Genomic DNA, 23349 nt, shown 5'->3' with positions numbered 1-23349 from the left:
TTTTTTTAAAGGTTAGACGACTACTGCAGGGATTCCCTGAGCAGCAGCAACTTCACCGGCCCATCGTTTTGACCAATCAGCAAGCCTGTTTTGCCCTGATACTGCAAAAGAGCCAGTGCTTTGACATCGCCGGGCAGGAAAATGCCGCTTTCGGATATAGACTGTGGCTCAAAATGCCCCTGCCCGTCCCCCAGCATCAGTAAACCGTTACCGGCATCGGCACGGGCGGTCCGGTACTCAAAGCCGTACAGGTTGCCTGCTATGATTATGTCCATCGAACCATCCCCATTGTAATCGTCTATAGCCATATCCATTATCGGGCTCACCTGTGCGGGGCGGGGCAAAGGGCGGGCTTCGAACCGCCCGTTGCCTTTGTTTTCGAGGTAAAGGCTGGCAAAGGTTTGGGCTTCTGCTTTTTGGGCTTTCGCCAATGCCGGGGCGGTGAAGATGTCCTGCACCGTGGCCCGGGCGTAGTCGGTATAGGATGGATAGGCTTTTTTCACGCTGACCAGCTGATCCTGCATCACGCTCCGCCCGTAGAGGGGGTATTCTTTACCTTCGTAATAGTAGGTTGGAACCATGTCCAAGGTGCCATTCTCATCAAAATCAGCAGCGTAGATGGCAAAGGGGGCTTCGGGTGTGGCTTTGAAGCGGTGGTTGAGCCCGAGATTACCCAAGACATAGTCGGTATCGCCATCCCCATCAAAGTCGGCACCATCCAAACTAAAGTACCAGCCGCTGAGGTTTTCAAGCCCGGTTGCAGCTGTCACCTCTTTGAAAGCGCCATCGGATTGGCTAAAAAAACGGGGTGTCATCCAGGCTCCGACTACGATGAGATCAGACTGCCCATCGCCGTTGAAGTCGGTCCACAGGGCATCGGTCACCATGCCGGTCAATCCTTCCGGAGCGAGTTGTGGGGCAACATCTGTAAAGCGCCCCTGACCATCGTTTTGCAGGAGGTAGCTCTGAGTGCCGGTTGGATAGGCACCGGGCGTTTGCCGTCCGCCGACAAATAAATCGACATCTCCGTCGCCATCGTAGTCCGTAGCTGCGACCGGGCCAGTGCTGCTGCGCAGATCCGGTAGTGCATCTGAAGCGCGCGTGAATGCCCCCTGCCCGTCATTCAAATACAGCCGGTCCTGATAGTATTTGGAGCCGATCTCGTATTCATTGCCGCCGGAGGCAACGTAGAGGTCCATATCCTGATCCCCGTCTGCGTCAAAAAAAGCAGCGCCACCGTCCTCGTGCAGGCGCTCGTCCAGCCAGGGCTCGCGTACCTGCTGGAAAGTGCCATCTGGTTTTTGCAGGTGGAGAGAAGCGGGCAGGCCCTTGGCACCGCCCAGGAAATAGTCGTGCAGCCCATCGCCATTGACATCAGCAACGGCGAGGGTGGGCCCCAGGGCGGACATTTTGTGGGGCAGGAGGAATTCCCGTTTGAAGTCGTTGAAATCGTTTTCGGTGTGTTTTTGGTTGAGGTCGGGGCCGGGTTCAAAAACTGTGACCGGTGGTGCGGGAGCTGGAGATGCGGCTCCTGCTGATTTTTGATTGATTTGCAGGGTTTGATTAGGTGGTACATTATCTAAAATGGTGACTTTCCCATCGGCCCATTCCACCTCTACCTCTACCGGGGCATCAGCGGGCAACCCAAAGTGCAATACCGGCTCCACAGAAGACTGATACCCCCGGATGGGATACTGCTGCTGCAATTGCGTCGCCTCACTGGAAGTGACCCGGACTTTGGCGCCCCAGCCAAATTTATTCCTGCCCTGCCCCTGCAGTTCAATGCGCAGGAAAGGGCCTTCAGTCTTTTGGTTTTCGAAGACAAAGGCGGGGGCGTCGATGTTGTTGACTACCAAGTCCAGATCACCGTCTTGGTCAAGATCAGCATAAGCGGCCCCGGTAGAGAAGGAAGGGGTGTTTGCGCCCCACTGCTCCCGGACATCTGTAAATTGCAAATCGCCCTCGTTTCGGTAGAAGAAGTTGCCCACTTTTTCGGAAGGCATGGTCTGCAGCATTTCCACGAAGCGGTCTTCCGGCAGTTGCCCGTTGGCACCGATGTACTTGGCGAAGCGCTTGTCGATGTTGTTGATGAAGTCGAGATTGAGGACATCCTTGCGCAGCCCGTTGGTGATGTAGAGATCGGTCAGGCCATCGTTATTAAAATCAGCGGCCAGTGGTGCCCAGCTCCAGTCGGTCTGCGCGATGCCCGCCAGCTGCGCCTGATTGCTGAAAGTGGCATTGCCGTTGTTGATATTCAGGCTGTTGAACATGTACTGGTAGTGGTAGCCCTTGTCCACGAAGTCCCAGAACTTTTCGTAGCTCAGCCCGGCGAGGTTGGCGTGGCGGCGGTAGTGGTCCTCAGCAGTCATATCCACCACCATGATATCTAGCAGTTGGTCGTTATTCAAATCGGTGATCGTATTGCCCATGCCGAAGTAGGAAGTCTGACGGGCAGCAGTCTTTATGCTTTCCCGGAAAGTGCCGTCGCCCTGATTCCAGTACAGGTAATCGTGCTCAAAGAAGTCATTGGACACGTAAATATCGTCCCAGCCATCCTGATTCAGGTCACCGATGCCAACGCCTAGCCCATAACTGTATGCCCGCTCCAAAATACCGGCTTCTTTAGTGACATTGGTGAAGCGGTCGCCATCATTACGGTAGAGCTTATCTCCCGAGTACTGATCAGGCGCATTGGAAACCTTGCCCTGTGGGTCGCGCCCGTAAAAATTAATGCCGTGGTTAGCGAGGTACATATCGAGATCGCCGTCTTTATCATAGTCGAAAAAGTTGGCTTGTATAGAGTAGCCCGGGTCGTTTAGCCCAAACAGGGCAGCCCGCTCCTTGAAGGTACCGTCCCCCTTGTTGATGTAGAGTAGGTTCATGCGATTGGCCAGCTGCAGATTGCCTGAGCGGCAGAGGTAAATATCTAGGTGGCCGTCTCCATTGACATCCACCATGCTAATACCCGTATTCCAGGTGGCTTTGGCAGGCAGATCGAGCCCGGCGTTTTTGGCTTCGCGGAATTTCATCCCGCCCTGATTGAGGTACAGGCGGGGCGCTCCTGTATTGGAAGAAAAGCACACATCCGGCAGCCCGTCCCCGTTTACATCACCGATGGCAACGCCACCCCCATTGTAGAAGTACTGATAACGCATAATATTGCGGTAGGCATCTTCCGGCAGGTTGTTAGCGAAGTCGATGCCGGTTTGGTCTAAGGTCAGGGAGACGAATTCGGTAGTGTCGTCGGTAGCAGCTTGCTCTCCGGCCTCTGAAGGCTCAGCGTTTTCACATCCGGTAAGCAAGAGTAGCGTAATGAGAAAGCCTCCGAAAGCGCGGAGGTTGGCGGTGGAGAACATAGGCAATGGTTTTTATTTGGTGGCTCAAAATACCAAGACCCCGGCTATCGGGCAAATAGTACTCTGCAAAGTATGAAAAGCCGGATAAGCAGAAAGCCCCCTCTGTCTAAGGGTAACGTGCGACTTCTCCGAAGTCGGCTTCCTGTGATTTTGCCAAGGTTATAAGGGTGGGACTTCTCCGAAGTCTTGCAGTGCTTAATGGCTTGGCTCCAATCTTCATTTCTTACTTGACAAACCACTAAAGTAGCAGGGCTTTCATGAAGATGGGCTGACAGCAAAGCCATCAGCCCATCAAACATTTATCAACTAAACTCAAAACAATGAAGAAACTATCTTAGAATCCGTCGTTGAGTTCTACCTCAAAGTCAGGAATTTCCGAATACAGCGGGCTATCCCATGGAATAGCGCTGCCACCACGGTCACCGGCAGGAATATCCACGCGGGCCCCCTGCAGGTACCAGAAACGGTCGCCTTCGAAGGCCATTTCCTTGAAGCGCTCATTGTGGATCGCATTGATCAGATCAGCATCGCTGCCATCGTAGTCACCGAGGCCAGCGCGGTTGCGGACCATATTCAGGTCGGAACGTGCACCGGCGTTATCGCCTGCATCTGCACGCAGGAATGCACGGAGCAATACGATGTCTGCAAGGCGAAGTATAGGAAGATTGGTTAAACGATCCCCTGCCTTATAGTATTTATCATTCCATACGTAGTCACGAGTGGACTCAAAACGTGGGTCTTCGCCCGCCGGAACCCGAATGAACAATTGCTGGTAACGCAGGTCATTTGCGGCATCTGCACTTTCTGTACCATCCGCATTCTGCCAGCCCGCTGATTCGAGGAATGCATCACTGCACACCATAAACCGGCTACCGTTGTCCTCTAATCCGCCGGCGCGTTCACGGCTGGCATTATACCAGGCGAAGCGGCGCGGGTGCTTCCAGTTACTGGAGCCACCGAGGCCATCACCCGCCCAAAGGGCGTAGTACCAGATCACTTCCTTACCACGAACCGGACCGGTCTTATTAAAGGCTTCAACGGGCTCTTCCGAAAGGTCATAGTCACCGCCATTCTCCTCAATTACAAAGTTGGCTTCAGCCAATGCTTCATCATACCTGCCCATGTGGAAATATACTTTAGCCAGCAGGGCCGCAGCCGCAAACTTATTGGCCCGACCATCGGCATAAGCCTCTGGGTGGATAGCCGCATCATAACGTTCAGGAAGCAAATCTTTGGCTGCAATCAGATCCTCTACAATGAATTCATAAATATCGTTTGCAGACCCAATAGCAGAAGACTTGGCCTCATCGAAGTTGGTGGCCTGATTGGTCCGGAAAGGAAGACGGGGCGTATCATCTGGATACACAGGGCAATAAATTCTGGCCAGATAGTAGTAAGCAAACGCCCGTACAAAGCGCAGCTCACCTTCTATCCGGTGGGTCGCATCGTCTCCTTCTTCAGGAAAAGGCACACCATCATTCGCCGCTATGAAATCCAATGCACCGTTGGCATGACCAATAGCAAAGTAGGCATTTCGAAAGATACCATTGTCAAACAGCGCTATACTTGTTCCCTCAATGTTACGATTATACATTTCTTCTGTATCCACATCAATAGGGAAGCCTTGCTCTGTGCCTGCAAGGTTCATTCCATCAGCATAAGCCTCACCGGCAATTCTGCCCGCAGAGAACATTACACGGAAACCGCCGTTGCCCGAAAGGGTATAGTAAGCACCGATTGGCGCTTTCTCCAGCTCTCCCAGCGACTGCCAGGGGGCCTCCGGTGGATTGGTCAATTCAAAAAAGTCTTCGTTATCGCAGCTGACCAGTCCAAGGACCAGCAGCGCTATAAACCAGTTTTTTATCTTAAAGCTTTTCATGGCTTATTATTTTTATCGAAAAAATGAAAGGATCGGGGGATTGACTCCCCCGAAATCCTAATGATCTTAGAAAGTAACGTTCAGGCTAAAGTTATAAGACTTCAGCTGTGGCAATTGAACGCCTGCCCAACCTTGTCCAAGGTTACGGTCTGCTGCTCCTCCCAGATTAACCACCTCAGGGTCATAGCCTTCGTATCCGGTAATGGTGAACAGGTTATTGCCTGTAAAGCCAAGACGGATATTCTGCATGCGCAGAGACTCTGCTACACCACGTGGCAGGTTGTAGAAAAAGGACAATGCACGCATACGGATAAAGTCTCCTTTCTGTAAGTACTTATCATGCGCCTGACCAGAACGCTGAGGATCAAAACGTACGTTTTCTTCTATCGTTCCATCTTCGTTTATCACATCGTAGCGCTGATTCCAGTTTAGCGCCGGGAAGTCAGCATCATCGCCTGGGTTCTGCCAGTAGTTGCCTACGATCTCCTCACGGTAAGGCTTAAAGCCGTTCACATAAACGGAGTTTTCCCGGGCCACATCATAGATATAGTTGCCTCCGGAGAAGCTGATCAGGGCACTGAGGCTAAAGTTCTTGTAGGTGAAGCTGTTGTTGAAACCACCGAAGAAAGTCGGCAAACTGCTCTTGTCGGTCAAATCAAATAAGTGTCTCTGTAGGTTGGAACGGGTAGCGGGAATAAGATTACCCGTAGGCACCCGTTCACCGGTTGCTTCGAACTGCTCCAGGTCCATCTCTTCGATCAACTCATAGCCGCCTTCCGGGTGAATGCCTGCATAACGGGCTAAACGGAAAAATCCAACCGGGTCACCTTCCCGGGTAACCAAAGCATTGTTATTGACGTTATAAATCTCAGCTTCTTCTCCAGATAAACGAGTCACCTGATTTTCATTAGTAGCAAAGTTGATGCCCATTCTCCACTGGAAATCACCACGGTCAATATTTACCGTATTCAATTCTACTTCCCAGCCCCGGTTCTGCATGTCGCCGACATTATCCCAAATTGTAGGACCGCTACTGAAAAGTCCAGAGGATTGAGGGATGGGTACCTGGAATAGCATATCACGTACGTCCTGCACGTAGTAGCTCACGGTACCACTTACCCGGCCTTCGAAGAGTTCAAAATCAGCACCTACATCATAAGCATCAGTGGTTTCCCAGGTTACCGCAGTATTAGCGATTGAGCTCAGGAGATCACCTGCGCCGGTATCTCCGTAACGCCCCCATTGTGCATAGGTCGTTGCTGTAGCCTGCTGGCTAATCGCGGAGTTACCCGTCTGACCAAAACTACCCCGGAACTTCAGAAAGTTAATGACTTCATTGTTGACCAGGAAGGGCTCATCAGAAACTACCCAACCCGCAGAAAGGGCCAGGAAGTTACCCCAGCGGAAGTCTTCGGTGAAGATAGAAGAACCATCGTAGCGGTAGCTCGCACCGATCATGTAGCGATCCATAAACTTGTAGTTCAGACGGCCGAAGTAGCCCCGGAAGTACAATTCACCGCCGTAACCCGCCGTAACCCGCTGTACATCACCGGGCTGATTAAGCTCCTGCTGCGTACCAAAAAGCTGCTGCGCTTCAATATTGCGGCGGCGCTGGCCTTCAGTGGTAGATTCCGTTCCGGCTGTAAGGTTGATTGCGTGCAAGCTGCCGAACTGACGATCATAGCTAAGGTAAGCGTTATAATTGATACGCTGGAAAGTCTGAGCATTATCAAATCCGTACTTACTATCCTCGCGGATGACCGTATTGGCCCATTCAATGTTACTGGCGTGCAGGAAATCCGCTGCCAATTCTGAACGGATGGACAACCCCTGCACAAATGGGATATTATACTGCAGGTTTACGCCAGCCAGAGCTCGGTAAGTATCCTGATCGTTGATGTAATTGGCCCGGTTCAGGTTAGCTCGTACATTGCGTCCGGAAAGCGGATCAAACAAGATCGGGTCACCGTTACGATCGGTTACTGTAGGGTGGAATAAGGGAAGTACTGGTATAATGCCAGTATTAGCGAAGTTATAACCTCCATTGCCGACGTTGGCATTTCCACCCGGAGCACCACCGTTTGGTGCACGTTCCCGGTTTACATAGCTGAGCTGGAGACGGGTGCCGATGCTAAGATTTTCCAGGGGGTTGAAGTCAAAGTTGGAACGCAATGACATCCGCTCCATTAAGTCTCCTACCAGAATACTCTCGTCCCGGCGATAGTTACCGGAAATATAGTAATTCAGATTCTCGGTAGCCCGTGAGGAGGAAAGGTTGATGTCTGTTGAAGAACCCTGTCGAAGCACTTCATCAAAGTAATTGACATCAGCGAGCTGATCGCGCGTTAGGACGGCATTAGGATCACGGCCTGAAGCCAGAACATCGTTTGGATTAAATTCGGCAAGGCCTGCATTCAAACGGGACTCATCCGCCAAAGCCAACCATGTTGGACCATCCACGAAGCCGATTTCATTGGGCCCACGAACCACGTCAGAGATACCGTAGTTCACATTCAGGTCAAGGGTTCCTTTTCCACCCTTACCCGATTTGGTCGTTACGATGATGACCCCGTTTGCACCACGTGAACCATAAACAGCTGTCGCAGCTGCATCTTTAAGAACTTCAATGGATTCAATATCATTTGGGTTAATCGTAGCAAGCGGGTTAAGTGGTGTTGCACCACCGGCATTCCGGCCGAAGCCGTTTATTTCGCCACCACCCTGACCGCTCAGGATCATTCCATCGATAATCCACAGCGGCTCGGTACCGGAGAACAGGGAGTTCGTACCCCGGATCAGCACCCGGGTAGGCGCACCCGGCACACCGGAACTGCCGGTTACCTGGACACCGGCTGCAAGCCCTTGCAAGGACTGGTCCATAGAAGTGGCGTTGAAAGCAGTAAGCTCCTTGCCTTCAATGGAAGATACGGCACCAAGCATGTCCCGCTTGACCTGCGTACCATAACCCACCACAACAACCTCATCCAGTACGGAAGCGCTTGTCTTGAGGGTGACAGAAACATTTGTTTGCCCGTTCAGGGGCATTTCTGTTTTCTGGTAGCCAATGTAAGTGAATACTAAGGTGGCATTATCGTCGGCAACGGTAAGCTGGAAGGCGCCATCCACATCTGTTATGGTACCATTGGTCGGATTGCCTTTTTCAAGGACGTTAACACCGATAAGAGGCTCTCCCTCACTATCGACGACGACACCTTGAACTTTGACATCGTCCTCCGGGACAAAGTCTGCTAATGTTTCATTTCCAGGGCTGTGAGCGGGATAAGCATCCCCCCTGGCTTGTACTGCACCTGCACTGAAGACTAGCATCAGGCAGAGCAATGGGAGTGTAAAGCTTTTCATAAGCTAGACGGTTAGGTTAATGAATTAAGTTTCAACACATGATATGATTGCGGTCAGCTTGACCGAATCCTTTCCAAAATTGTAGCTAATGTTTTTTGCGAAGGTGACTGTGCCTTGAAATGTCGCTGCATGCTCAGGATAGTGGCTCTGGCATCCTCAACAACATTTGCAATATCTCCGAATTGACGGAGATGGGTTTGGTGATAGGCTTCGACTGAAGAACGGCCTTCCAAAACAGCCCTGACGAACTGATCATCGTTCAGCAACTGTTCAGCAGTCAGCGGTGTGGAATGCTTTTTGGTCATGTTACCTTTCGTTCTGATAGAACCGGATAATTTGTAATAACTTGACCAAAGGTTCTTAAAGGCGAAGCAACTGTAATCAAAATAAAGTTGCTTTTTCCCGGCAAAAAGTGGAATTATCAGGGAAAAAACCCTTTTTAGATTGCCATGACTACACTTTTATACTGCACTTTAGGGTCAGCAAACAAGTCCGCCCTCAGGCGCTTCATTCCACGGGAAGCATAGTTGCGGGCTACCTGATAGGAGATTTTCATGATATCGGAAATCTCGTAGTAATCGAAGCCTTCGAAGAAGCGGAGGCAAAGCACCTCTTTTTGGCGCGGAGGCAGATCATCAATAGCCCGGCGTACATGCGCCTGCAGCGGTTGCCCCTCGTAACCCATCGAGGGCGTCGGCACCTCTTCGCTCAGCGGCTGCATAGACTGATACCGCTTTTGGTGTTCCTCGTGGTTGCGGTCCGTGCTCAGGCTTTTCCGGATATGATTGCGCAGGGCAACAAACAGATAACTCCGGATATTTTTGACCTCGATCAGGTCTTTGTCTCTCTGGTACAATTTGCAGAAGATTTCCTGAATGGCATCTTCCACCAATGCTTTATCTATGGTGAGATTGGAACCATAGATGTACAAATGATCGGCAAAAGCCATATATAAATTCTCGAAGGCCTGATCATTGCCATTCAAATAGGCTTGCCAGTTTTTTTGATGGACGTTGGACGGGTTCTGGTTTTCCATAATTCGGTATTGGTCTTGAACTATCGAATTTGGTTTTACACTATCGGCTATGAACCGAACGATGATGTAAATCTAGCAATCGGTTTTTACTTATGCAAGCGCTTGTACAACTTTTTATTTGCTTAAATCTTTACGAACAATTTTAATTTTGGTTTGTAGCTTTGATCGTCTTATAAAATAGGATACAAACCGCTTTGGCTGTTTTTTTCAGGAGCCCTGGCGCAAGCGCTTGATAAATTATCAATGAAATTGCCCTGTTTTTGTAAAATCAACGTCTACAGATCAAAAAGACAAGTATTTTAAAATCGAAGCCTCGCCGGAATTATGAATGGGCATCCCTGATTTTGGTGAAATGGAGCGATGGCACCTACTTATAGCTCTGTGGATACCGGCTTCATGCTCAAATCATCAGCCCAATGGAAAAGAAAAACAGGGTAAACATTTATGATGTCGCAGAGGAGGCAGGCTTTTCGATCTCCACAGTATCCCGCGCTCTGAACGACGATGCCCGTATTAGCGCCAAAACAAAGGCGAAGGTAAAAGCAGCAGCAACCCTGCTTGGCTTTCAGAAAAATGCTATTGCAACCAGCTTGTCAACCAATCAGTCCAAAGTAATCGGTGTCCTGGTCTCAGAGCTCAACCGGGGTTTTCTGTCTTCTTTGGTGCACAACCTTGAAGAAACGGCTTTTGCCATGGGGTACTCTGTGATCATTTGCCAGACCAACAACTCCTATGAGCGGGAGAAAACCTATATAGATACGCTCATCGCAAGCCGGGTGGCCGGTATCATCGCCACGCTTTCCCTGGAAACGGAGTCTTATGAGCACTTCGAAAAGGTTAAAGAGCAGGGCATTAAGCTGGTGCTCGTGGACCGGGTATCCCCAAAGATCAAGTCCACTACAAAAATTGTGATCGATGACTACCAAACGGCTTACGAAGGCACACAGCATATCATTCAACAGGGCTACGACAAGATTGCGTATGTTTCAGGGCCGACCAAACAGCTGCTTTATGCCGATCGCCTGCGGGGGGTTGGACAAGCCTTAAAAGCGGCGGGCCTTACTCTGAATCCCGATTGGATAGAATATTCTGATGACCTTTCGTATGAAGAAGGTACCCGCATCGCCAAAAAAATCCTAAGCCAAAAGAAGAAGCCAAATGCGATATTCACAGCCAATAACCTTGCTGCGATCAGTACGATTGCCTATGCCCGCCAGATCGGCATCAGGGTGCCCGAAGACCTTGGCGTGATCGGGTTCTCGGAGGAGCCTTTTTCTGCCTTCATGCAGCCCTCATACGGCAGCCCAGCATGGAAATGGGAAAATTGGCAGTGCAAAAATTAGTGGAGGAAATCAATGCAGCCCAGGATGAAAACTACGTCCATCAGCAAATAATACTGGATACCGAACTCATCGCCCGGGAATCTACTAACCGCAACAGGAAATAGATCGGCAGCCTCCGCAAGGTACGGGAAAAACTGCCCTGCCTGACAGAAGGCACTTTATTTGGCGAAGAAAAACCGTTTAACAGAGCTGAGCCTGTCATCACTGATCTCCGGTCCTTGCAAAAGCTATTGCAAGCGCTTGCGCCTTCATTAAATAAAATCAATTATTTTTACGGCCCATACTTACAGAAACAAGTTTCACGAATCATTGAATTAATGAGAGCCTGGCATTCCGGGATTTTAACGATCGGGCACACGTTCTAACAAACGGCAAAATGAAGAAAAAAAACAGAATAAACATCTACGATGTGGCAGAGGCCGTCGGTGTTTCCATATCTACCGTTTCCCGAGCGCTCAATGATGATCCAAGGATCAGCCCCAAGACCAAAGCCAAAGTAAGGGCAGCAGCTATGAAGCTTGGTTTCCAAAAAAATGCATTGGCTACCAGCCTCTCCACAAATCAGACCAAAGTCATCGGCGTAATTGTACCACAGCTCAACCGGGAATTCCTCTCGTCACTGGTGCACAATATTGAGGAGACCGCATTCGAGAAGGGCTACTCCGTCATCGTTTGCCAAACCAACAACTCCTACGAACGGGAGAAAACTTATATGGATACCCTTATCGCCAGCCGGGTGGCCGGCATAGTGGCTACCTTATCCCTGGAAACGGAATCCTTCGAGCATTTTAGAAAAGCTAAAGAGCAAGGTGTCAAATTGGTCTTGGTTGACCGGGTAACTAACGCCTTAAAAGATACTACCAAAATTGTAATTGACGACTATCGGGGGGCGTTCGAAGGTACACAGCACCTCATCGACCAGGGGTATACCAAAATTGCCTATGTATCAGGGCCGACTAAACAACTTATGTATGCTGACCGGTTAAGGGGCTTCCAACAGGCCATGACAGAGGCTGGCCTGCCTGTAAAGCAGGAATGGATTAAATACAGCTCCAATCTTTCCTTTGAAGAGGGTACCCGGATCGCAGATGAACTCCTGATGCCCGAAGAACGCCCCAATGCCATCTTTACCGCCAACAACCTGACCGCTATCAGCACCATTGCCTACGCTGAAAAACTGGGCATAAAAGTGCCTGAACAATTAGGCGTGATTGGTTTTTCCGAGGAGCCTTTCTCGGCATTCATGAAACCTTCCGTTACCTCTATCCGGCAGCCGAGTAAAGCGATGGGGCAACTGGCGGTGCAAAAACTGATTGAAGAAATCAATTCCGATCAGAACGGCAGCTATATCCACCAAAAAGTGGTGCTTGACACGGAATTGATCTGCCGGGAGTCCACCCAACTCAGAAAGTCCGGCTAAATTTACTGGTTACGGAGCATGGCTCAATGTCTCCTTTGCGAAAAGGAATATTTGCCAATGCTCAAATTCAATTCACTCCTACTAAGCCTGCTCTTTGCCGGGCTCCCCTTATTGCTGCCTGGTCAGGAAACTGATGATCAGGCCATTCCTGCAGATAAAATCTACTACGGCGCTTCCTACTACCCGGAAACATGGTCCCGTGAAAGCGTATCAGAGGACATCCGCCACATGAAGGAACTTTCCATGAACGTGGTCCGTATGGCTGAATTCTCCTGGTCCAAAATGGAGCCCAGGGAAGGGGAATATGACTTCGAATGGCTGCGCAGCATCATGGACGAACTGCATGAGCATGGCATCTCCGTCATCCTCGGCACTCCTACCGCTACCCCACCCGCCTGGCTGTGGGAAAAGCACCCGGAGATCGGGCAGCTCGACGAAGATGGCCGCCGGAAGTACCATGGTGCCCGCAAAAGCTACGACTATAACAATCAGGTGTACCAGCACTACGTCGTCCGTATCGTTTCCGAAATGGCCAAAGCGCTTGGCAGCCACCCGGCGCTCATCGGGTGGCAAACCGACAACGAACTAAGTATGAAGCCTGACTACAGTCAGTCTACAAAAGTGCTATTCCAAAACTGGCTGCGCGAAAAGTACGGCACCATCGAAAACCTCAACCAAATCTGGGCCACTGACCTGTGGAGCCAGACTTATCAGCGGTTTGATCAAATCCCCCTGCCCCGTAGCTGGACATGGCATCACCCCAGCCTGCAACTGGAATGGAAGCGCTTCCAAAGCGAGTCCGTAGTCAACTTTCAGGCGATACAACTGGCAGCGATCCGTCAGTACTCTGACCGGCCTGTTACGCATGACTCCATGCCCGGGCAAGCCACCAACTACGAAGACCTGTTTGAAGACCTGGACTTTATGGCGGTCAACAATTACCATAGTTTCGAGGCATACGACCGGGTACTGAGCAACTACGACCGTATGCGGGGATTTAAAAAAGGGATGCACTGGCTCTTTGAAACCGCCCCAAATAACTCCGGTGGTGGCGCCAAAGGGAACACCTGGTTCCTCCACCAGCCCGATGGCAGTATGCATGCTGCCCTGTGGATGAACTATGCCCTTGGCGGACAGGGCGCTATCTTCTGGCTTTGGCGGCAGCACCGGGCCGGGCAGGAAATGCCGCATGGCTCCATCCTCAATGCCTGGGGCAAGCCGGTTGCCAATTATGATGATTTGAAGCAACTGGGGGCTGACCTGCAAAAAAGCAGCGACTTCCTGCTCCATGCCCCCGTCACCCCGGCAGAAATCGGCATTTTCTATGACCATGAAGCGGATATGGGCCTGCGTATAGAGCAGTACGCCAATGACATCCGCTATTATACTGACTGGACCTACCGTTTTTACCTCGCCCTGCAGGATCAACACTTACACCGGGACGTACTTATGCCCGGCGCCGACCTAGACGGTTATAAATTACTCTACCTTCCGCTGCTGCCTATGATTTCCGATGACCTCCGCGCACGCCTCAAAACATGGGTGGAAAATGGCGGTACGCTTATCCTCGGGCCCATGACTGGCTACCGGACGGAATACTGGACGGCCTTCACCGATCATGCCATGGGCGAGATTGCAGAATGGTCTGGCATTGAAGTCGATAGCCGCATACCGGTGGGCACCAAGTTACGCCCCGCAGAGATCCCCCTGAAAATGGCCTACAACGGCCCTTTGGACTTACCGGAAGGGCAAGCCGGGCTTTGGTCTGAAGCCTTATCCTCTGAGGATGGCCGGGTCATTGCCACCTACCTTAACGGTATGCATGCCAAAGAAGCCGCTATCATCGAGAATACGGTGGGCAAAGGCAAGGTCGTTCTGCTGGGCACCGATCCCGGCCGTGAGCATTTAGGGCAATTGCTGCGCCACTACGCTAAGGAACAAGGCATTGAGCCTCTGGCCTCAGGAGATGCTGGCCCGCTCGTTGTGCACAGAAAAGGCAGTAAGCAGGAAGGCTTCATTCTCGATAACATCACTGCTGAGCCTAAAACCATCGAACTGCCCAAAGGGAAGTACACCGACATTCTGACCGGTAAATCCTACAGCGCCGGGCAGGAACTGGCGCCCTATGAGGTCAGAGTCTTGCAAAGAAAATAACACCCATGCCACTGAACCGCCGATCTTTTGTCAGACGATTATCCCGTATCGGGCTGGGGGCTGCCACACTGGGAGCCCCTCTGCCTGCTATGGCATCCAACCATCGTCAGGAATACGGGCCGGCCTTTTTCCAACACCCTTCCAAAAGCGCGCTGGAACGGGCACGGGCCAATATCGACAAAATCCGTAAACGCCCGGTCACGCTGACCTTCCTCGACCGCTGGGGGCAGCCCCTGACCAACCGGAAGGTGGACATTGCGCAGTTACAGCATCAGTTCCTGTTTGGGGACAACAACTGGGCGATGAGCAATATGTTCCGGGCAGGACAAAGCCAGGAAACCCGCCTGGAATACTACCGGGAACGCTTTAAAGACGTCTTCAACAGCCTGAACACCACCGTCTACTGGACGGAGCGCCCCCGGACTTATGGCACCAAAACGATGGACTTTCAGGGCGACCTGAAACTGGAAAGCTTTGAGGAATCCGTTAACTGGGCGAACGCCAACGGGCTGACGGCCAAAGGGCACCCCTTGTTTTGGTCTATCCCGAAAGCCGTGCCGGAATGGGCAAAGAAGTATGACCCGGAGACTTTTATGAAGTTCGTGGAGGTGCGGGTGCGCAACCTGACCGCCCGCTACGATGGTAAGGTGAAACTGTGGGATGCGGTTAATGAAGCACTTTGGGAACCTGCCCCGAAGAACCTGCCCAACCGGACCTGGCCCTATACCGAAAGTATGGACAACCTGGTGGAGTACATTTCCAAAGTGATCCGCTGGGGCCGGGAAGAATCACCCGGTGCAAAATATGTCATCAACGACTACGGTATCGGGGTGATTAACAAAACGGGACTGCAGGACCATTATGGGGAAGCGGTAACTACTCAGCGCCAACGCAAACGCTATCTCGAACTCGTGGAACGGCTGCAGAATGCCGGCTACCCGCCCAACACGCTGGGGCTGCAAAGCCATACCGGCTGGCTGAACCCATCGGAGCAGACCGAGCTGTACGATCAAATGGCGGCTGCCGGGCTGCCCCTTAGCATAACAGAGTTTTGGGCCCACACCAAAAGCCTGATGCCCGGCGGACAGGAAGAAAAAATCCTGTCTTCTGAGGAGTGGCGGTCGCTGGGCGAAACAAAAACGCAGGAAAATCTAACGGAAGAAGAAGCGGAATCCCTACGCGATCAGTACGTCATGGACTATCTGACGGTAGCATTCGGGCACCCCGCAGTCGAGTCCTTTTACTTTTGGGGATTTATGGGCATGGCTGTCAGTTTTCAGCCTGGTTCGGGTTCCGGGCACACCCTGAAGCCGCTTTATGAAAAAGTCCGACAACGCATACACGAGGACTGGACAACCCGGACCACAGCAACTACCGACGAAAAGGGGCAGGTCACTTTCCGGGGCTTCTGCGGAAGTTACCTTGCTCAGTTGGAATCTCAACCCGCCCAAACGAAAATCGGGCACCCTTTTGCAGTGGATGAAGCTGCGCCGGATACCCGATTAGTCTTTAAAACAGTCCTTTAAAAGCCTTACTGGCTAAGCCTCGTTCGCGGGCCGCCCGATGGTCGCCAAAATGCCGCCATCTACGTAAATCACCTGTCCGTTGATAAAATCACTGGCGGGTGCTGCAAGGAAGACAGCCGTGCCGGCCAGGTCTTCCGGATCGCCCCAACGGCCCGCAGGCGTACGCTGTATAATAAAATCATTGAACGGATGCCCGTCTACCCGGATGGGTGCCGTTTGGCTGGTCGCAAAGTAGCCCGGCCCGATACCATTCACCTGAATGTTGTGCTTTGCCCATTCGGTGGCCATATTTTGCGTGAGCATTTTCAGGCCGCCTTTGGCTGCCGCGTAGGCCCCCACAGTGTTTCTTCCCAGCTCGCTCATCATGGAACAGATGTTGATGATCTTGCCCGAACCGCGCTCCATCATGCCTTTCACGACGTGCTTGGACATGATAAACACGCCCGTCAGATCGGTACGAATGACCTGATCCCATTCCTCCACGCTCATCTCAACGAGCGGAATGCGCTTGATAATCCCGGCATTATTGACGAGAATATCAATAGCCCCTACCTCCGATTCGATGCGGGCAACGCTGTCAATTACTGCTGTCTCCTGCGTGACATCAAACAGATACCCGTGCGCAGTGATGCCCTCCGCCCGGTAAGCTTCCAGGGCTTTGTCAATCTTTTCCTGAGAAGAATGCCCGTTGATCACCAATGTAGCGCCGGCCTGACCGAGCCCCATAGCCATCGCCATGCCGAGCCCATGGGTGCCACCGGTAATCAGAGCAACCTTTCCTGTCAAATCAAATAATTGGTTCATGTATCTTTATTTCAAATCTGTAATTGCGCATTTGTCCATGTCGCCGTAGTCGAGGTTTTCACCGGCCATACCCCAGATAAAAGTGTAGTTGGTAGTGCCTGAACCGGCATGGATAGACCAGGGCGGGGAGATAGCCGCTTCTTCGTTCTTCAGCCAAAGATGGCGGGTTTCTGTGGGTTCACCGAGGAAGTGGCAGGCAGCCTGATCTTCGGGAAGTTCGAAGTACAGATACACTTCCATGCGGCGGTCGTGTGTGTGGGCCGGCATGGTATTCCAGACACTGCCGGTTTTCAGCTGCGTCATCCCCATTTGCAATTGGCATACTTCCACCACGCTATTGACGATCAGCTTGCGGATAACCCGGTGGTTGGCGGTCTCCAGAGCGCCCAGCTCCACTACCTCAGCATCGGCTTCTGTGATTTTTTTTGTGGGGTAAGCATGATGTGCCGGAGTGGAATTCAGGTAAAAATGCGCAGGTTTTGCAGCATCACTGCTTTTGAAAACCACTTCCTTGTTGCCACGCCCCACATAAAGCGCCTCCCGGTACCCCAGTTCATAATCCGTGCCATCCACCGAGACCGTGCCGGTGCCGCCAATATTGATGATGCCCAATTCCCGGCGCTCCAGGAAATAGCCGGCCTTCAGCGGGTCAATGGTTTCAAGCTTGAGCGGCTTGTCTGTTGGGACTGCTCCGCCGGCAATAAACCGGTCGTAATGCAGGTAATTAAGTTGTATAGTACCATTCTCCATGATTGGGGTAAGCAAAAAGTCCTCCCTGAGCCTTTGGGTATCGTATGCCTTAAAATCTCTGGGGTTGGTCGCATAGTAGGATCTAAAATGAGTACTCATGGTCTTATTTGTGGTTTAAATGTTTTGTCTATGGTAATACCCGGCCAATCGTCTGTTCGAAAGGGAAGAGCAGGAAGGCCTTCCTGGTTATACAAATTTGCATTGTGCGGATTATCTGCCCACGCGTATCTTACGGCTACGGGTTCTTCAACATCCGGGCAGTATACAATGACCTTGTCGCCGGCAATCCTGGCCTGTGCCCAATGAAACACCTTGTCAGCTCCTGCAATGGAGAACCCTGTAAGAATACCATCCTTATCCATTACTGTTAATCCGGAACCGATGCCGGAGAAGGAGAGCGTAACTTCCTTCCCGCCGAATACAGCAGAGTCAAAAACGGGCCCGCTGTGCACCACCTCCCTGCCATAGGCCACCTTTAAAGCCGACAGGGCCAACCGGTGCCCGACTTCTTGTTTATTTCGTGGATGGATATCATCCGCTTCGCCTATATCGATTGCCGTGGCCATTCCTGTGTTTGGCAGCTTTAAGGCTAAACCTTGAGCCTCCCTTAGTTCCGCCCACTCACTGTCTCCGGGCTTGTCTTTTGGTGCCCGGAAATTCGCCAGCTGTACCCAGAAGAAAGGGAATTCCTGACCCCATTGTTTGCGCCAGTCGGTGATCATATTGGGGAACAACTTCCGGTATTCATGAGCCCGGCTGGCATTCGATTCGCCCTGATACCAAATCGCCCCTTTTATCGGCAGCCTGGTGAAGGGGTGGATCATGGCATTGTAAAGCAATGAAGGATAGCTGTTTGGCTTTATTGGATCAGCTTCCATTGGAGGCTCAGGAATGGTCGTATCCCATTTTTCCGCAGCCTTGTATTTCCAGTTGACGGTAAGGCTCAGATCACTATCTAAAATTTCATACCGGCTTTGGGACAACCCAAACTTATCTTTACGTTCTTCTATCAATCCCCGGTGCCCGCTTTTATGTAGTATTTTTACCGCAACCGTATTCGTCCCTAACTCATTAAACAAACTGGCCGATACAGGGTAAGACCTCCAGGTATTCACATCACTGGTACGTCCTATGGACTGCCCGTTGATCCAGACTTCATCGAAGTCATCAATGTAGCCCAGCCGCAAAAACAGGTCTTTTCCTCTTAATGCTTCCGGCATGGTGAAGGTCTTTCGGAACCAAATCACCCCGTCAAAATCCCCTAATCCAACGGATTGCAAATCCTTTGGAAGATCAATCTCATCCCATTCCTCATCATCCAGGCTCGCGGATGGCCAGCGATTGTCTTCTCCCTGATCGTATTTTTCAAAATACGCCTCCTCCCACTGCCTGAGCGCTTCATTTTGTTCTTCCTCGAGTTCTTCTATGGTCTTCGGCTGGTTTTCCATGTATTCCACCTTACGGTAAATATCCGGAAAGCCTTTCAGGCCCGGCCCGCTGGTCCAGGTTTCCACATTTGTACCTCCCCAGTTGGTGCTGATCAGCCCAATGGGAACGCCTTCTTCGTAATGCAACTCCCGCCCAAAGTAGAATGCGACTGCCGAGAAGGTAGCGACATTTTCCCCTACCGCTTTTTTCCAGCTGGTCTTTTCCTTGAAAAACTCCAGCGGGGCAAAGGATCGTTGCCGGGGAAGGTCAAAGAGGCGAACTTTGGGATAATTTGACCCTTCAATTTCTGCCTCAGCGTTGTTGGAACGGCTGACTGGCCACTCCATATTGGACTGCCCTGAGCATATCCACACATCGCCAATCAAAACATCCTCAATGGTGATGGTCTCTTTTCTGTTGCTTATCCGAAGGGTATGCGGACCGCCTGCACTAAGGGGCGCATCCCTAAATGTCCACTGCCCTGCCCTGTTTGCCTTTAACTCTGAGGTCTCCCCTTGCCACTCAACGGTCACTTTGCTACCGGGTGCCGCCTTGCCCCATATTCGGATATCGGTGTCCCGCTGCAACACCATACCATCTGAGAAAAAAGCAGGCAGGGCAAGCTGACCGAAAAGCCCAACCGGTTGTATGCAGGAAAAAAGACCGAGAAACAATAGAAGTCTAAGCAGATTCATAGGCGCAGTATAATGGTAATCTCAGTTGGGGGAGTAAAGTGTCATAAGGTTGTAACCTCACTTTCGGTCCTCAATGTAAATACCCACGATGGAAGACCCGTTTTCAGGGTTACAAAAAGCGTTGGCTGCACACATCAAGACAGAGACCAATACGACCAAAAAGATGAGAAAATGGCTTTTGGGCATCAGCCTGGCAGTGCTTACTCTGGGCTGCGGCACTCCAGGTGCTGAGGAAACAAGGGAAAATCCGGTTGCGGAAAGCACACCTGTTAAACTGAGCAACGATCAGATTCAGGTTACTATTGATGCCTACGGTGGGGCGTTCACCCAAATTCTTCATAACGAAAACCCGGTCAACCCACTGACCTGGGGCATCACCACCGAACAAATGCCTGAGAATAACAAATCCGGGGCTCCGTTTCAGGGGCATTTCCTCTGCCTGGGCCGCTGGGGGCAACCTTCCAAAGGGGAAATGGCCGCTGGTGTACCACATAACGGAGAGCCTGCCAATAGCCTTTGGACGATCAGTCAGCAAACCAAAACGGAAGTTAAAATGAACGCTGGCGCCCCGCTGGATGGCATGGTCGTCGCACGGTCCGTGTCTCTCCTGCCCAATGCGCCTTTATTCAGGGTGAGCGAAAGATTCACCAATACCTTTTCGCTAAGCCGGCCGACTAATGTGGTTCAACATATCACCTTGGGTCCGCCTTTCCTGTCTCCTGCCCTAACAGTCCACACCAATGCCACCCACGGGTTCAACCAAAGGTTTGTCCTGCCTGACCCCCACCGACTGGCCTATGAATGGCCGCAGGGCGTTGCTGACACTACCGGACGGACCATCGATATGCGCCGGACGGATGAGGAAGAAAATTACGTCACGACCCACCTTTTCCCGGATACTGCCACCTACGGCTGGGTCGCTGCCCTGCAGCCCGAACAGGGACTGATCCTGGGCTACATCTGGCGTCTTTCGGAATACCCCTGGATCAATATCTGGAACCACTACGCTGATGGCCAACCTGCTGCCAAAGGCCTGGAATTCGGCACCACCGGCATCGGAGCGCCCTACGAGCAGCTAATCATGAAGGACACCCGCTTTAGAGGTCAAACTTCTTTTGAATACATCGATGCCGGGGAAACGCTGGAGAAGTCCTTCGCCGGTTTTATGCTGCCCGCTCCAAATGTCAGCAGTATTGAGGACATCGAAGTCCGGGATGATCAAATCATTCTTTACCTTGAAGGCGCTGCTGGTTCAGCGAATACGATTACCCTACCAAACCCGCTTTAGCACCATGAAAAAATACCTGTTTTTTACTGTTGCGCTGACACTACTGCTCCAAATGCCCATCCTTGCGCAGGAGTATCCTTTCCTCAATCCGAACCTTGATCTGGAAGAACGCCTGAATGATGCGGTCGGCAGGCTCACCCTGGAAGAAAAAGTGCTGCAGCTTCAGCACGATGCACCGGCGATCCCGCGCCTGGGTATCCCCGCCTATAATTGGTGGAATGAAGCCCTCCACGGTGTGGCGCGTAATGGCAAAGCCACGGTCTTCCCTCAGGCGATTGGTATGGCCGCCACCTTCAATGAAGATCTCATTTACCAGGTAGCTGATGCTATATCCGATGAGGCCAGGGCCAAGTACAACGCCGCTATTCAGCGCGGCATACACGCTCAATACGCCGGACTAACATTCTGGTCGCCCAACATCAATATCTTCCGCGATCCGCGCTGGGGCCGGGGTCAGGAAACCTACGGCGAGGACCCTTATCTGTCGGGCCTGCTCGGTAGTGCTTTCGTACGAGGCTTGCAGGGCAACAACCCGCAGTACCTCAAAACGGCCGCCTGTGCCAAGCACTACGCTGTTCATTCCGGGCCGGAGGCACTGCGCCACTCTTTTGATGCCTTACCTTCCCGCAGAGATTTCCGGGAGACCTACCTGCCAGCCTTTCAAAGCCTGGTGGAAGAAGCCAAAGTGGAAGCTGTCATGTGTGCCTACAACCGCGTGTACGGCGAGCCCTGCTGTGGCAGCCCGGAATTGATACAGCAAATCCTGCGGGAGGAATGGGGGTTCAAAGGTCACATGGTATCTGACTGCGGTGCCCTGACCGACTTCCACAGCGGGCATAACATCACCGAAGACGTCGTGGAATCTGCCGCTCGGGCGCTCGAAGCCGGCGTTGATGTGAATTGCGGCGGCACTTATGCCAAAGGGCTGCAACAAGCCGTCGAGCGGGGTCTCGTTACCGAAGCGCTGGTGGATCAAACCCTTAAGACCCTCTGGCGCACCCGGTTCAGGCTCGGAATGTTCGATCCGCCGGGCAGCAACCCTTTTGATGCGATTTCTCCGGAAGTCGTCAACAGCCCCGAGCACCGCGCCCTTTCCCGGGAGGCCGCGCGTCAGTCCATGGTTCTTTTGAAAAACAACGGTATTCTGCCGCTATCCTGCAACCTGGAGAGCATCGCTGTGGTTGGCCCGCACGCAGCAAGCACAGACATCCTGTTGGCTAATTACTACGGCGTGACCGGTAATGCGGTAACCGTACTGGAAGGCATCACCAATAAAATCGGTATAGGCACCAAAGTATTCTACAAATATGGTGTCCGCCCCTATCAGAATAATGCCAACCCCGTAGACTGGGTGACCGGCAGCGCTATGAGCCTTGATGCCGTGGTAGCCGTCATGGGCATTTCCGGGCTCATCGAGGGCGAAGAAGGCGAGTCTATCGCCTCTGCCCACAAAGGTGACCGAACTGAATTGGGCCTACCTGCTAATCAAATTGAGTTTTTGAAAACCCTCCGCAATCGGGGGGATACCCCGATCATCCTGGTGGTGACGGGTGGCAGCCCTGTCTCTCTGGCGGAAGTCGAAGACCTCGTGGATGCCATACTTTGGGTCTGGTACCCGGGTGAAGAAGGGGGCAACGCCGTGGCCGACCTCATTTTCGGATCAACATCGCCTTCCGGCAGGCTTCCCATTACCTTCCCCAAATCCCTGGACCAGCTGCCACCCTACGAAGACTACGGCATGACAGGGCGGACCTACCGCTATATGAAGGAAGAACCACTCTACCCATTTGGCTATGGGCTGAGCTATACGACCTTTGAATACGAGTCCATCACTGTTGGCTCCAAAAACCTGAGCAGTGGAGACCGCACCACCGTTTCTGCCACCGTAAGCAACACCGGGCAAACCGGTGCCGAAGAAGTCGTACAGCTCTATGCCAGTTGGCCGGAAGCGGGTGAGGCAGCCCCGCTGTTTGACCTCAAAGGCGTAGAAAGAGTCTACCTGGCGCCCGGACAAACCAAGACCGTACAATTTGAGGTGAAAGCCAGTGACCTGCAGCTTTACGACGAATCGGGTAAAGCCTATTTACCTGAGGGCCCGGTACAGCTCTATGCTAGTGGGGCCGTACCTACAGCCCGTTCAAAAGCGCTTGGCATACCTGACCCGGTCAGCCTGACCCTAAACCTGAAAAAGTAAGTTCATGCAAGTGCACCAAATCATCCTGATCGTATGCAGTCTTTGACCGCTGGCGGGCCGCGTAATAAGTAAGCCTTAGAGAAAGTGAATGATACGGGCTCAAATCCCCCAACCGC

14 protein-coding genes are annotated in these 23349 nt (G+C 52.0%); 6 read left to right on the top strand and 8 right to left on the bottom strand.

The window, feature by feature from the left end; genetic code table 11:
• Positions 1–20 precede the first annotated feature (20 nt).
• From ACO08I_RS00535 to ACO08I_RS00515, 5 genes are all read right to left on the bottom strand, one after another.
• Complete coding sequence (locus tag ACO08I_RS00535; RefSeq protein ID WP_421948148.1) at positions 21–3356, bottom strand: VCBS repeat-containing protein; 3336 nt, start codon at positions 3354–3356, stop codon at positions 21–23.
• Positions 3357–3690: 334 nt separating this feature from the next.
• Positions 3691–5235 carry a RagB/SusD family nutrient uptake outer membrane protein gene (locus ACO08I_RS00530; protein ID WP_421948147.1) on the bottom strand — a complete coding sequence of 515 codons (1545 nt, stop codon included), beginning with the start codon at positions 5233–5235 and terminating at the stop codon, positions 3691–3693.
• 66 nt (positions 5236–5301) lie between these two features.
• Positions 5302–8595, bottom strand: a complete 3294-nt coding sequence (locus tag ACO08I_RS00525) for a SusC/RagA family TonB-linked outer membrane protein (RefSeq protein ID WP_421948146.1) — start codon at positions 8593–8595, stop codon at positions 5302–5304.
• Between the two features lie 53 nt (positions 8596–8648).
• Complete coding sequence (locus ACO08I_RS00520; protein WP_421948145.1) at positions 8649–8900, bottom strand: hypothetical protein; 252 nt, start codon at positions 8898–8900, stop codon at positions 8649–8651.
• 134 nt (positions 8901–9034) lie between these two features.
• Complete coding sequence (locus ACO08I_RS00515) at positions 9035–9631, bottom strand: RNA polymerase sigma factor (RefSeq protein WP_421948144.1); 597 nt, start codon at positions 9629–9631, stop codon at positions 9035–9037.
• Positions 9632–10047: 416 nt separating this feature from the next.
• Between ACO08I_RS00515 and ACO08I_RS00510 the strand changes: the two genes are divergently transcribed.
• The 4 genes from ACO08I_RS00510 (at position 10048) to ACO08I_RS00495 (ending at position 16074) form a co-directional block, all read left to right on the top strand.
• Positions 10048–10974, top strand: a complete 927-nt coding sequence (locus ACO08I_RS00510) for a LacI family DNA-binding transcriptional regulator (RefSeq protein ID WP_421948143.1) — start codon at positions 10048–10050, stop codon at positions 10972–10974.
• A 376-nt stretch (positions 10975–11350) separates the two neighbouring features.
• Positions 11351–12394 (top strand): LacI family DNA-binding transcriptional regulator, encoded by a 1044-nt coding sequence (locus tag ACO08I_RS00505; RefSeq protein WP_421948142.1) that lies wholly within the window; start codon positions 11351–11353, stop codon positions 12392–12394.
• Positions 12395–12451: 57 nt separating this feature from the next.
• Positions 12452–14548 (top strand): beta-galactosidase, encoded by a 2097-nt coding sequence (locus ACO08I_RS00500; RefSeq protein WP_421948141.1) that lies wholly within the window; start codon positions 12452–12454, stop codon positions 14546–14548.
• Positions 14549–14553: 5 nt separating this feature from the next.
• Positions 14554–16074, top strand: coding sequence for an endo-1,4-beta-xylanase (locus ACO08I_RS00495; protein WP_421948140.1), 1521 nt, complete (start codon positions 14554–14556; stop codon positions 16072–16074).
• Between the two features lie 12 nt (positions 16075–16086).
• Here the strand turns inward: ACO08I_RS00495 and ACO08I_RS00490 are convergent, their stop codons facing one another.
• From ACO08I_RS00490 to ACO08I_RS00480, 3 genes are read right to left on the bottom strand one after another with little or no spacing between them, the layout of a single operon-like run.
• Complete coding sequence (locus ACO08I_RS00490) at positions 16087–16878, bottom strand: gluconate 5-dehydrogenase (protein ID WP_421948139.1); 792 nt, start codon at positions 16876–16878, stop codon at positions 16087–16089.
• A 6-nt stretch (positions 16879–16884) separates the two neighbouring features.
• Complete coding sequence (gene kduI / locus ACO08I_RS00485; protein ID WP_421948138.1) at positions 16885–17727, bottom strand: 5-dehydro-4-deoxy-D-glucuronate isomerase; 843 nt, start codon at positions 17725–17727, stop codon at positions 16885–16887.
• Positions 17724–19751: a sialate O-acetylesterase gene (locus ACO08I_RS00480; RefSeq protein WP_421948137.1), complete on the bottom strand. Its 2028-nt coding sequence runs from the start codon at positions 19749–19751 to the stop codon at positions 17724–17726. The genes kduI and ACO08I_RS00480 overlap by 4 nt, the downstream gene beginning before the upstream one ends.
• A 163-nt stretch (positions 19752–19914) precedes the next feature.
• Between ACO08I_RS00480 and ACO08I_RS00475 the strand changes: the two genes are divergently transcribed.
• Positions 19915–21039, top strand: a complete 1125-nt coding sequence (locus ACO08I_RS00475; protein WP_421948136.1) for a hypothetical protein — start codon at positions 19915–19917, stop codon at positions 21037–21039.
• A 4-nt stretch (positions 21040–21043) separates the two neighbouring features.
• Positions 21044–23233 carry a glycoside hydrolase family 3 N-terminal domain-containing protein gene (locus ACO08I_RS00470; protein WP_421948135.1) on the top strand — a complete coding sequence of 730 codons (2190 nt, stop codon included), beginning with the start codon at positions 21044–21046 and terminating at the stop codon, positions 23231–23233.
• Positions 23234–23349 lie beyond the last annotated feature (116 nt).

This window comes from Phaeodactylibacter xiamenensis, from assembly GCF_965229835.1.
Taxonomy (GTDB): domain Bacteria; phylum Bacteroidota; class Bacteroidia; order Chitinophagales; family Saprospiraceae; genus Phaeodactylibacter; species Phaeodactylibacter xiamenensis.
This window is presented reverse-complemented; position numbering and strand designations above follow the sequence as displayed.